At 35.3% G+C, this 12,882-nt stretch carries 11 protein-coding genes and 1 riboswitch; of the genes, 2 read left to right on the top strand and 9 right to left on the bottom strand.

The annotated features are described in order from the left end of the window. Positions 1–2: 2 nt before the first annotated feature. The 8 genes from cysD to RM542_RS05690 all read right to left on the bottom strand — a co-directional run bounded on the left by cysD (position 3) and on the right by RM542_RS05690 (position 8,745). Positions 3–941, bottom strand: a complete 939-nt coding sequence (gene cysD / locus RM542_RS05725) for a sulfate adenylyltransferase subunit CysD (protein WP_311384899.1) — start codon at positions 939–941, stop codon at positions 3–5. A 96-nt stretch (positions 942–1,037) separates the two neighbouring features. Beyond that, positions 1,038–1,655, bottom strand: a complete 618-nt coding sequence (locus RM542_RS05720) for a phosphoadenosine phosphosulfate reductase family protein (RefSeq protein WP_311384753.1) — start codon at positions 1,653–1,655, stop codon at positions 1,038–1,040. 6 nt (positions 1,656–1,661) lie between these two features. Further along, positions 1,662–1,928, bottom strand: a complete 267-nt coding sequence (locus tag RM542_RS05715) for a DUF2061 domain-containing protein (RefSeq protein ID WP_311384752.1) — start codon at positions 1,926–1,928, stop codon at positions 1,662–1,664. Positions 1,929–2,089: 161 nt separating this feature from the next. Further along, on the bottom strand, positions 2,090–2,500 hold the full coding sequence (locus RM542_RS05710) for an Rrf2 family transcriptional regulator (RefSeq protein WP_311384751.1): 411 nt from the start codon (positions 2,498–2,500) through the stop codon (positions 2,090–2,092). A 34-nt stretch (positions 2,501–2,534) separates the two neighbouring features. Continuing rightward, on the bottom strand, positions 2,535–2,792 hold the full coding sequence (locus RM542_RS05705) for a hypothetical protein (protein ID WP_311384750.1): 258 nt from the start codon (positions 2,790–2,792) through the stop codon (positions 2,535–2,537). Between the two features lie 22 nt (positions 2,793–2,814). After that, a complete protein-coding gene (locus tag RM542_RS05700; protein WP_311384749.1) occupies positions 2,815–3,981 on the bottom strand; it encodes an aminotransferase class I/II-fold pyridoxal phosphate-dependent enzyme in 1,167 nt (388 codons plus the stop codon). Beyond that, the gene (thrA, locus tag RM542_RS05695; RefSeq protein WP_311384748.1) at positions 3,981–7,364 is read right to left on the bottom strand and encodes a bifunctional aspartate kinase/homoserine dehydrogenase I; all 3,384 of its coding nucleotides are present in this window, start codon (positions 7,362–7,364) and stop codon (positions 3,981–3,983) included. The genes RM542_RS05700 and thrA overlap by 1 nt, the downstream gene beginning before the upstream one ends. An 88-nt stretch (positions 7,365–7,452) precedes the next feature. Beyond that, entirely contained in the window at positions 7,453–8,745 is a 1,293-nt protein-coding gene (locus RM542_RS05690) for an O-acetylhomoserine aminocarboxypropyltransferase/cysteine synthase family protein (RefSeq protein ID WP_311384747.1), read from the bottom strand. A 121-nt stretch (positions 8,746–8,866) separates the two neighbouring features. Further along, positions 8,867–8,974, bottom strand: a riboswitch (SAM riboswitch). A 198-nt stretch (positions 8,975–9,172) separates the two neighbouring features. Here RM542_RS05690 and RM542_RS05685 point away from each other — a divergent pair. Then, complete coding sequence (locus tag RM542_RS05685; protein WP_311384746.1) at positions 9,173–10,885, top strand: hypothetical protein; 1,713 nt, start codon at positions 9,173–9,175, stop codon at positions 10,883–10,885. 3 nt (positions 10,886–10,888) lie between these two features. Continuing rightward, complete coding sequence (locus tag RM542_RS05680; protein ID WP_311384745.1) at positions 10,889–12,355, top strand: mannitol dehydrogenase family protein; 1,467 nt, start codon at positions 10,889–10,891, stop codon at positions 12,353–12,355. Here the strand turns inward: RM542_RS05680 and RM542_RS05675 are convergent. Continuing rightward, entirely contained in the window at positions 12,352–12,879 is a 528-nt protein-coding gene (locus RM542_RS05675) for a DUF4442 domain-containing protein (RefSeq protein WP_311384744.1), read from the bottom strand. The two genes, RM542_RS05680 and RM542_RS05675, sit on opposite strands and share 4 nt — an antisense overlap. Between the last annotated feature and the right edge of the window lie 3 nt (positions 12,880–12,882).

The following is a 12,882-nucleotide window of genomic DNA, read 5'->3' as shown; positions in this document are numbered from 1 at the left end:
ACCTAAAAATAACCTTGTTGTTTTCTTTTTTCCATTGCCGCCTCTGAGCGTTTATCATCAATACGTGCTCCTCGTTCAGAAATTTTTGAATCTCTAATTTCTGCAACCACTTTTTGAATGGTATCTGCATTAGATTCAACTGCCGCCGTACACGACATGTCACCAACAGTTCTAAAACGCACTATACGTTCTTCAACAACTTCGTCTTCTGCTCTAAAAACTACCTCATCTTCAGCAGACCATATTAAACCATCTCTTAAAAAAACACTTCTTTGATGCGCAAAATAAATAGAAGGAATCTCTATTTCTTCGCTTTCAATATAACTCCATACGTCAAGTTCAGTCCAATTACTGATTGGAAAAACACGAACGTTTTGACCTAAGTCAATTTTACCATTTAATAAATCAAATAATTCTGGCCTTTGATTCTTCTCATCCCATTGTCCAAAATCATCGCGTACAGAAAAAACACGTTCTTTGGCTCGAGCCTTTTCTTCGTCTCTTCGAGCTCCACCAATACAGGCATCAAACTTAAATTCTTCTATCGCATCTAGAAGCGTAGTCGTCTGTAACATATTTCGACTAGCATATTTTCCGGTCTCCTCTATTACCTTACCTTGGTTAATAGCATCTTGTACATTTCGCACGATAAGTTCAACACCTAGTTCTTCCACTAATTTATCTCTAAAGGCAATTGTCTCTGGGAAATTATGCCCAGTATCAATATGCATTAAAGGAAATGGAATTTTAGCAGGCCAAAAAGCCTTTTGCGCCAAACGAACCAAAGTAATGGAGTCTTTACCTCCTGAAAATAGTAGAACTGGTCTTTCAAATTGCGCTACCACTTCTCTAAAAATATATATTGCTTCGCTTTCCAGAGCATTCATAGTTAAAACCCCTTCTTGAGCATTGGTCTTCGGCTGTTCTATTTCTTGTAAAATGTTGTTCAAATCAATTTGTTTTATGATTACACCTTCCTCACCATTCTTTTTTGTTGATTAATCTGAGGAAGGTATAATATCCGTTTTCTGATTATATTATGTATGAAGTCCGCACTCTCTATTTTCAAGTACTTTAGTGGGATCAAAATATTTATGTTCATTGGGTAAATTATGTTCGGCCAAATACACGTCTAATTGGGTGTCTGTCCAATAGAAAAAAGGACTCACCTTTAAAATACCATTACTACCTAAACTTAAAATATCAAGTGAATCTCGATGCGCAGTTTGGCCCTGTCTTAAGTTGGTAAACCAAATGTCTGGTTGGTGTTCATCCATAGCTCTTTTGAATGGTTCTAATTTTACTTGTTCAGTAAATTGTTTGTGCCCTGGATCATTAATATCCGGTATACCCATAACAGAGTCACGATGTGAAGCAGTCTGTTTAGGCACATATAACTTTATGTTCAACCCTAAGCGAGCTATTAATTCCTCGGCATGTTTATAGGTTTGTGGTGTATTATAACCAGTATCGCACCAAACTACTGGAATATTAGCATCGACATCGGTAACGGCATGTAAAATAGCCACCTCGTAAGGTCTAAAATTGGTGGTAACCACTGGCTTCATACCGTGCTGAATTGCCCAAGCTATAATTTCTTGTGGTGGTATACCCTTTAACTGAGCATTCCATATTGGTAATTGGTCTTCTGACATTGCTTTTTATTTACCCCAATTAATCGTATTCCATATTCGCTCATGAAAAAAATAGAGCACCATTTTAGTGACCAATTCAATTATACCAATAGAAAAAGCCAAACTCAATGTACCAGTAACAATCCATGAAATAAGTATAGTATCTAGGGTCCCGATCGCCCTCCAACTTATTGTTTTAGCTATACTTCTTTTAGGGCTTTCAGAATTTTTGTCCTTTTTATAAGTACGCTTATCTCCTTCTTGTGAGCCTAAAATCAATTGATCTGTAATCATAATTTTATTATCCTATAGATTTAATAGGAGTTACAAACATAAAAGAATATTCTATTACCAAACACTAAAATTGAATTAAATATTGGTTAATCCTATAGTTTTAGTAGATTATTAAAAATAAGCCTAATTGTTTGTGAATTTGTAATCGAAAAAACTAAATTTTAAGTGATTAAGTCTTCAAGTGTGGTGTTTCTATATACCTCTAAATTCGCATCACGAACTTTTAACATCAATTTATTTACCGAGCATTCTCCCTCTTCTGGGCAATCTGCGCATTTTTCATAAAAGTTAAGACTTACACAAGGTACCATAGCAATAGGTCCTTCTAATACTCTCATAACGGCAGTCATTTGAATAGTTGCTGGTTCTTTGATAAGATAATAACCGCCACCTTTACCTTTTTTAGAACCTAAAAAACCATTACGACGCAATGTCAATAAAATGCTCTCTAAAAATTTTTGAGATATATTCTTTTCTTTAGCTATTTCTGCTATTTGCACAGGACTTCTATCGGTTTGAGAAGCCAAGAATGTCAATGCTTTAAGTCCGTATTTTGTCTTTTTAGAAAGCATACAGCTAAGATAGGAAAAAAGTTAATGGTTAGCTCTAAAACAAAAACCCTTCAGCAATCGCTCCAACAGCTAAATTTGCCCAAATAGAAAAAATGGCTAAAACTATTTTTATCCAGGCAGGAAGCGGAAATCCGAATTGTTTTTTGATATAGTTGGTCACGGGAGGAAAATACAACAATGCTAAAAGCATTAGGAATACTCCAAAATCAGCATCGTTTCCAAAAACTATGTTCAGGATACCCACTATAAGTAACAATCCGCCAAAAAACCAACTTATTAGCTTACTAAACATAATTGCAACAAGTTAGTTGAAATTATTGTAGTGCTTGGTCTATATCTGAAATGATATCTTCAATGTGCTCTAACCCAACTGAAACTCGAACCAAACCATCCGAAATACCCGATACAAATCGCTCTTCTTTGGTCAATTTACTATGCGTTGTAGAGGCAGGATGAGTGATAATACTTCGAGAATCTCCCAAATTTGCGGAGAGAGACAATAATTTAATCGAATTAAAGAATTTTTGACCCGATTCCAGCCCTCCTTTAACTTCAAAAGCTATAACACATCCGCCGGCTTTCATTTGCTTTTTGGCAATTTCAAACTTTGGGTGCGATTTCAAAAAGGGATATTTCACCCAATTCACTTGAGCATGACCTTCTAAAAATTGCGCCAGTTCCAAGGCATTAGCACAATGCCTATCGACGCGAATCGCAAGTGTTTCTAAACTTTTGGAAAGCACCCAGGCATTAAAAGGAGAAAGTGCAGGACCAGTAATTCTTGAAAAGCGATAAATTGTATCTATTAAATCTGCTCTACCTACAGTTATTCCAGCTAAAACCCTGCCCTGACCATCCATTAGTTTGGTGCCTGAATGAATAACTAAATCTGCTCCAAATCTAATAGGTTGTTGTAAATAAGGTGAAGCAAAACAATTATCAATCACCAATAACAAGTTATGTTTTTTGGCAATTCTGCCCAGTTCCTCTAAATCTAATATATCAACCCCAGGATTTGTGGGGGACTCGGCGTAAATAAGCTTGGTTTCCGATGTAATTTGACTTTCAATACGATCCAAATCATCTATTGGAAAATAACTATGGGATATCTTCCATTTTGGTAGAAAATTATTAAAAAGTGAATGTGTAGAACCAAATATATTTCCTGCAGATAAAATATGATCACCACTATTTAATAATGCCGCTAAGGTTGAAAAAACTGCGGCCATACCAGATGCAAAAGCAAAACCTGCCTCAGCACCTTCCATTTTGCATACCTTATCTACAAATTCATTAGAATTTGGATTGGAGTATCGAGAATATATATTTCGATGTTTTTCTTCGGCAAATGAAGCCCGCATATCCTCTGCATCTTCAAATACAAAACTTGATGTTAAATACAAAGGGCTTGAGTGCTCTAAGAATTGGGTTCTTTCTGTTTGAGTTCTTATTGCCTCGGTTTCAAATTTTCTATTATTCATTACAACTTCTCTGCAATTCGTAATACATCTCCAAAAACACCTCTGGCTGTTACCGCGGCTCCTGCCCCTGCCCCTTGAATGACAATCGGGTTTTCGCCATAAGATTCAGTGTAAATCTCAATTATTGAATCTGCTCCACTAATTTGACCAAGTGCACTTGCTTTGGGCACTGAAACCAAGTTTACATCTAAAATCCCTTTTTGCTTTTGTAAATCACCATGCAAATCTCCAACGTAGCGCAAAACATGATTCGGTTTTTGATTTTGTTTAATTGAGTTGAACTTTTCATCAATAATTTCTGGTTTCGCTAAAAAGTCTTCCAGGCTAATTTCACCTAAATCATCAGGAATTAGACTTTCAATTGATACATCAGAAAATTCATTCCCTAATTCTAATTCTCTGGCCAAAATCAATAATTTTCTAGCAACATCGTTACCCGATAAATCCTCTCTTGGGTCTGGTTCGGTATACCCATTTTCCATTGCAGATTTTAAAACTTGTGAAAATGATTGATTGCTTTCGGAATAGGTGTTGAAAATATAACTAAGAGAACCCGAGAAGACACCTTTAATTCGTGTTATATTCTCTCCGGAAAGATGTAATAATTTTATCGTATCAATTAAAGGCAAACCAGCACCTACATTAGTTTCATATAAATATTGCTTTTGAAATTTTGCCAAGTTTTCACGCACCAATTGATAATAATCAAAATCTAAAGTATTAGCAATTTTATTTGAAGAAACTAAATCAAAACCGCCGGCTATTAAATCAAAATAATGATTTACGAAATCTGTGCTTGCTGTATTATCTATAGCAATAAGGTTTTCTAAATGATTATTCTTGGCAAATGCTATAATATCACTGACGTCATAGGAAATCGCATCTTTTTCAAAATTAGTTTTCCAATCGCCATGTATTCCATTTAAATTTAATAATGCTTTCTTAGAATTAGATACAGCGAAAATTTTTAAATCAAGACCTTTTCGTTCCTTAATTTTTTCATAGGATTGTAGCACCTGATTTATCAATGTACTACCAACAGTACCATGTCCGAAAATTGCTAAATTAATCCTCTTACTTACCCCAAATATTTGCCCATGCATTACATTGAGAGCTTTGTTCAATGTCTGGTTTTCAACTACTAAACTGATATTTTTACCAGAAATGGTATTGTTAAATAATAATGGAACAATTCCATTTTTTATTAAAGCATTATAAGGATGATGAAAAGTGCTCAAATCTTGACCCACAATAGAAATGACTGAAATATCTTTTTTTATGGTTATCGTATTGACGTCTTGAGCGAAAAAATCAATTACAAACTCTGCATCTAAAGCTTTCTTTGCCGCTTCCGCATCAGCAGCTAGAACAACTAAACCAATACCTCTTTCAGATGATCCTTGTGATATAATACTAACATTAATTTGCTGCTTTCCTAAACTTGCAAAGATCCTAGCATCAATACCAACTTTTCCCAAAAGTCCTCTTCCTTCAAGATTAATCAAGGCCACATCTTCAATAACAGATAACGATTTAATGCCCTCTTTAGTGGTTTTAGAACTAATTAGAGTACCGGAAGAATTCTGATTAAAAGTATTTAAAATACGAAGCGGAATGTTTTTCTCAATTAATGGTATAATTGTTTTTGCATGTAAAATCTTTGCTCCAAAATTTGCTAATTCATTTGCCTCAGCATAGGAAAGGTTTTCTATTATTTTAGCCTGATTCACATAATCAGGATTTGCAGTAAAAATTCCGTCAACATGGGTGTAATTTAACACCTCTACCGCATCTAAATAATTTGCAAAAATAGCTGCTGTATAGTTACTTCCATTTCTTCCTAAGGTAGTAGTTTCGCCCTTTTCATTGGAAGCAATAAAACCTGTAATAATAGGAACCTCATCCGATTTTAATTCTGAAAATCGTTGTAACACTTTTGCTTTTGAAATTCCTTCTATGATTTGGGCATTACCAAATTCACTATTGGTCTGCAAAAGCTCACGAGCATCAATTAGTACTGCATTAATCCCTTGTTCTTTCAGTAAGGAAACAATTAATTTACAAGAAATTAATTCTCCAATAGAAAGTACCTCATCTTTCGTTTTTAAACTAAAATCACCGATTAGTGAAACCCCTTCTAATCGTTTAGACAACTGGCCAATTTCTTTTGTAAAATCTATGGTTGTACTAACAGATTTTTGATAATCTTCAAAAGCCTCCAAAGTTTTAAAATCCAGTTTGCCATTTGCAGCTTTGTCCAACAAGCCTTCTAATGTATTCGTAGCCTTTTGCCTAGCAGACAGCACTACAGCTATTTTCTCTTTATTATTTTTACGTTGTTTAATAATTTCAAGTACTCGTTCTAAACCCTCACCATTGCTCAGGGATTTTCCTCCAAACTTTAAAATTTTCAAACCTTGTTCTTCTTCTGTCTGAAATATTCCCTTTAGTAGTTTTTCAAGCTGTTGAAACTCCATCAAAAAAGCATCGTGACCATGTACGGATTCTACTTCTCCATAAGTAACGTTATTATTGGTTTGAGCCAATTGTTTGAATGTTTCCTTATTTTCCTCAGCTGTAAAAAATAAGTCCGAGTTAACCCCGATGATATGTATGTTGGTATTACTTTGTTGGATTGCATCAAAAGCTTGATTCCCATTTCTTGAAATATCAATGGTTTTCAATAATTGGTTCATTAATTTATAAGCCGATAATTGAAATCGTTCTTGGAGCTTTTTACCATGATGTAACAGCCAACTTTCAACATTAAATACTTGCAATTCTTCATTAGTACCTCGTTGAAAACGCTCTTTAAACGATTCTGGAGTACGATAACAAAGCATGGCGTGCATTCTGGCGTCATGCACTGGTTCTTTGGAGTTTATTAAAATTTGCTCTTGAATTTGACAATTTGCAATAAGCCAATCTGTAGACTTCCAATCGGATGCAACAGGAATCAAATTTTTTGTAATACTTGGTTCAATTGCGGCCATTTCCCATGCAATTCCACCACCTAGTGAACCACCTATAATGGCATATAATTCGTTAATTTCTAGCAGTTCTAATCCATTCAAAAAAACTCTTGCTATATCACCCGCTACAAATTCTTTATAATTTTCTACGACAAATCCATCATACCCATTCCCCGGAATATTGAAAGCAAGAACCGTATAAGTAGTTGTATCAATACATTTACCTACCCCAATAATATCAGACCACCAACCATTTTCACCAGCTACGCCAGAATTACCTGTTAGTGCGTGATTGACCAATACAATTGGTGCTGAATGTAATGGCCGACCAAACAATTCAAAAGACAATTGAATGTCCTGCTTGTAGCCGCTTAGTGTAGAAAAATCCTTTATTTCAAGTTTGTGGAGCATGTTTCATAATTAAATTACTGTGACATTGAGCGGAGTCGAAATGTCTTCTAAATTGTTAACGACACCGCTCGAAATGACAGGTAAAATATTAAGCTAGAACAGGTTTGTCAATAGCCGCAAACGCTTGCTCTAAATCTTCTTTTAAATCATTGATATCTTCTAAACCTACGGAGAGTCTAATCAAATCTTGGGTAACCCCAGCACTCTTCTGCTGTTCTTCAGTTAGTTGTTGATGTGTTGTACTTGATGGGTGTATAATTAACGATTTGGTATCTCCAATGTTTGCAAGTAGTGAGAAAACCTTAGTCGCGTCTGTTAGTTTCTTGGCCGCATCAAATCCACCTTTGACACCAAACGTTACTAAACCACTCTGACCTTTTGGTAAGTATTCTTTTGCTAAATCATTGTATTTACTGCTTTTAAGTCCAGGATAATTCACCCAAGCTACTTCTTCTTTTTCTTCTAACCATTCTGCCAATGCTAAAGCATTTTCGCTATGTTGTTTAATTCTGACCGGTAAAGTTTCTAAACCTTGTATTATTTGAAAAGCATTAAAAGGGCTAATGGCGCCACCAAAATCGCGTAAACCTTCCAAAATCAACTTAAAAGTAAAGGCCGCCGCACCTAAGGCTTCACTATATACTAAACCATGATATCCTGCAGAAGGTTCTGTAAATTCAGGGAATTTTCCATTGGTCCAATCAAATGTTCCAGCATCAATAATTGCTCCTCCTAATGCAGTACCATTACCATTAATATATTTTGTTAAGGAATGAATCACCAAATTAGCACCATGTTCAATCGGATTTAATAATCCGGGCGTAGCAACAGTATTATCTACTATAAATGGAACTTTAGCGGCTTTAGCTTCTTTAGAAATTGCTTTTAAATCTAAAACATCCAGTTTTGGATTTCCTAAGGATTCTACAAAAATTGCCCTAGTATTTTCTTGAACAGCCTTACCAAAATTTGTTGGGTCTTGTGGGTCAACAAAAGTAGTTGTAATACCCAGTCGCGGTAGTGTAACACTTAGCAAATTGAAGGTGCCACCATACAAACTACTTGATGCCACAATATGATCTCCTGCTCTTAAAAGTGTTAATAAACCTGTGGAAATAGCTGCTGTTCCAGAAGCGAATACTACCGCTCCAACTCCACCTTCTAAGGCAGCTAGCCTTTCTTGTAATATTTGATTTGTAGGATTATTTAAACGAGTGTAAATAAAACCAAGTTCTGCTAATGAAAATAGATTCGCCGCATGATCGGTATCATTAAAAACATAAGAAGTAGACTGATAAATTGGTACCGCTCTAGTTCCGCCTGTTTGTGTTGTGTCATGCCCAGCATGTAATGCGTTAGTTGCTAATTTTTGATTACTCATGATTTTGTTTTTTAAAAATTAATTAAATGATTAAAAAAGCCAAACCCTTACTATCCGACGATAGTCTGGTAAAATCAAAAAGTTATAAGAAAGAGAAAAAATAGCGCTAGCTATTAGTTTTTCGTTATCTATTCTGCCAATGCAGATAGAATTTAGCACCTTCTTTGCATAGATCAAAGGGTTGCTAAGGCTTCAAAGGGTCTAATCCCTCCACCTTTCTTGATAACTATTCAATACGTGTTTGAACTTATTAGTACAAATATAACGTCGGAAAAAATTAATATCCTAATAGAACTTAGAAATTTAACAAAATCCTAGTGATTTGGTGGGATATCCTTTCATCTGAAATATTAAAAATATTGCTATCTCAATTGTTCTGACTATTTTGAACCATGAAATTAACTACTAACCAACAACAAAACGGATCATGAATACTTCTGAAGATTTTAAAAATTTAGAACAATTAGACGAAGAACAACTCCCAGTTGCAAAGCACAAATTACATGATTGGACGCACTTTGCTGGCTTGTATGCAGCTGAACATGTAGCAGCAACAGAATTTGTTATTGGTGCGACTTTTGTCGCCCTTGGTGCAAAAACCATGGATATTTTATTAGGCCTTTTAATTGGTAATATTTTAGCTGTTTTTAGTTGGACCTTTATTACCTCTCCGATAGCTGTTGACACGAGGCTAAGTCTTTATACATACCTAAACAAAATAGCAGGCGACTCCATGACTAAGCTCTACAATTGGGCCAACGTCATCATTTTTTCTGTGATTTCTGCTGCAATGATTACAGTATCGTCAACCGCAGTGAGGTTTGCCTTTAATATTCCGGCCCAGCTAGATTGGTATCCGACTAACCTTTGGTTTGTATTTATTGTTTTAGCCGTAGGTATTGTTGTAGTTTCTATTGCTATTTACGGCTTTAATGCAGTCTCAGACTTTTCTGGAGTTTGTGCACCCTGGTTATTTGTTATGTTTACAAGTGGTGCCATGGTATTACTACCGGCTTTATCAATAGATGTTCTCGATAAAACTTTACCTAGCGGCTGGAATGACTTTATAAACTTAGGTAATCAGTCAATTTGGACTGGACTTGATAGTAATGGTGAGCCCGGTATTGGTTTAATAGAAGTAATTGGTTTCGCATGGGCTGCAAATACTATAACACATTTTGGCCTTATTGATATGGCTCTTTTACGCTTTGCCAAAAAGAAAAGCTATGGCTTAGCTACTAGCACAGGAATGATGTTTGGCCATTATGTTGCTTGGATAGCAGCAGGAATTATGGGGGCTGGGGCAGCAGTAATTTTAGGAAAATCAATTGTAGCTCTTGATCCTGGTGATGTAGCCTATTACGCCTTAGGCTGGTCCGGTTTTGTTATTGTAATTGTTGCCGGATGGACCACAGCAATCACTAATCTCTATAGAGCTGGATTAGCTGCTCAGGCTATTTTTGTGAATAATTCTAGAAAAAAAACAACACTTATCGTTGGTCTAGTAACTATGGTAATTGCATGTTTTCCTTTTGTTTTTTCTCAAATACTACCCCTTCTCACCTATGCTGGACTATTAGTTGTACCAGTGGGAGCGATAGTTTTTGCTGAACATCAAATTTTTCCAAGAATTGGCTTTACAAGATACTGGTCTTCATATAAACAACTTTCCTTTAGCTTTCCAGCAGTTGCTTCCTGGGCAGTAGGTCTTGTTTTTGGTTTTGGTTTGAATGCATTTAATGTAATGTCTTTCTTTTATCTCTTTATCCCAACTTGGATTTTCACCATACTTATTTATACAGTTTTAGCTTCTAGATATGGAGCGAAAGAAGCATATCTGGAAGAAATCAAAAAAGATAGCCTTCAAAAGGAGCAAATTGAAAAATTTCAAGAACTTAAGGCTAGTCAAGAACCAGAAAAGAAACGCGATGTTTCAATTCTTTCGAAACTACTGAAGGTTATCGCCATAATCTCTTTAGGGATTACATTGGCCTTAGCTGTTAATGTTTTGTTTGGTAGCCCTACTGAAATTAGCTACATCGAAAACCGAGAAACCTTTTACACTTATGCATTTATTTGCACCGTAGTTTACTTTATTACAGCCTACTGGAATCTACAGCGTGGAAAATCAAAAAAGTAAAACATGCAGCACTTAAATCAACAAAACCTAGCTTCAATAGATAACCAGATTTCAAAGCCATCCTTTAATAGAAGTATGCTCAAAACGGGTATGGTTCATATTGGTGTTGGTGGTTTTCATAGAGCACATCAAGCTTACTATTTACAAGAACTAGCAACAAAAACCAACCAATATGACTGGGGTCTTTGCGGTATTGGTTTGCGAGAAGAAGACCGCAATATCAGTACTATCCTAAAAAAACAAGACCAGCTATATTCATTATTGATAAAGCACCCTAATGGAACGATTGAACCTCATATAATAGGTGCTATTGTTGACTACAAATTCGCAATTGAAGACCCTCAATCCGTTATTGATAAATTGGCCCATGAAGACACCAAAATTGTTTCATTAACTATAACTGAAGGCGGCTATAATTTCAATCCTTCTACAGGCGAATTCGATTTTGAAAATTCCATTATTCAAGAAGAATTAAAACATCCTAAAAATCCGAAATCAGTTTATGGGTTTTTGGCAGCAGCCTTGAAAAAAAGAAGAGATAATAAACTACCAGCCTTCACCATTTTGTCATGCGACAATATTGAACATAATGGAGATGTAACTAAAAAGATGTTATTAGCGTTTACCCAAAAGTTAAATCCTGAGTTAGCTGATTGGATTGAAAAAGAAGTGAGATTTCCGAACAGTATGGTAGACCGAATAACACCTGTAACTAATGCCGAAGACATTTCTTTTCTAGCTAAAAATCATGATTTAATAGATGATTGGCCGGTTACTTGCGAGCCCTTTATACAATGGGTTATTGAAGATAAATTTTCCAATGGTCGACCGGCACTAGAACAGGTTGGAGTACAGTTTGTACCTGATGTAAAACCTTATGAAAAAATGAAGCTCCGCTTGCTTAATGCAGGGCATTCTGTCTTAGGTATTCTAGGAGCCTTACATGGCTATCAAACCATTAATGAATGTATTGATGACCCCCTTTTTAATACATTTCTCAAGCAATTTATGGACCAAGAGGCGACCCCAGTGTTAGATGCTGTAAAAGGTATTGATTTAGATGCCTACAAACAGAGTTTACTAGATCGTTTTGCCAACCCAAATATTAAAGATAGTGTAAGCCGAATTTGCTCGGAGAGCGCAGCAAAACTTCCTAAGTTTTTGATTCCGACGATTAAGGAAAACTTAGACAATGATGGAAATATTGCTCTAAGTACTTTAGTGATTGCGGCATGGTGTTATTATTCTGACAAACAAACCGACCTGAACAACAAGCCATTAGAAGTAATTGATAGCCAAAAGGTAGCATTGCAAAATTCTGCTCAAATAGCCCCGCTTACTTTTATTCAACAAAAGGCTATTTTTGGTGATTTATCAAAAAGTGAACGATTTACAAGCCTTTATGAAGTCATGGCAAAAGACTTATATAACAATGGTGATGTAAAAAAGCAGATGCAGAAATTGGTTTAGCTTTTTTTAGATTTTTTTCTTTTCTCTTTGTAAAACTCCTTATCGGCAACGTAAATAGTTTTATGTACTTCACAAAATACTTTAGAGCCCTCTTTGTTCTTTAAGAAGGTAGTTTTTACCAATTCAATTTCATTTTTTTCTACAACATCTTCCTTAATTTGATTTACCTCTTCGGGAGTAAAACTGAATTCCGCATACAAGTCTTCTTTGGCAGGTCTTTTAAAATTTATTTGGGCAGATTTATCCCAAACCACATAATTTTTATCCAATAAATTAATTAGTTGTACCATTGGTATAGGATCAACCGCCGAAAACATGCTTCCACCAAAAATTGAATTCACATAATTTTTATTCTTATATGAAATAGAAAGCTTGACTTTTATAAAAGACAAGTCTTTACTTACCTTAATAATCTTTCCAGTACTTCTTCGATACATTGGTGAAAGATTAAAACCATATTTAAATAGTTTATGCTTGCTTTCAAACCTATTACCGATTGCGGTTAGTTTCTGATAAATTGACATTCT

This window comes from Croceitalea sp. P059 (assembly GCF_031846365.1).
Classification (GTDB): Bacteria; Bacteroidota; Bacteroidia; order Flavobacteriales; family Flavobacteriaceae; genus Croceitalea; species Croceitalea vernalis.
This window is presented reverse-complemented; position numbering and strand designations above follow the sequence as displayed.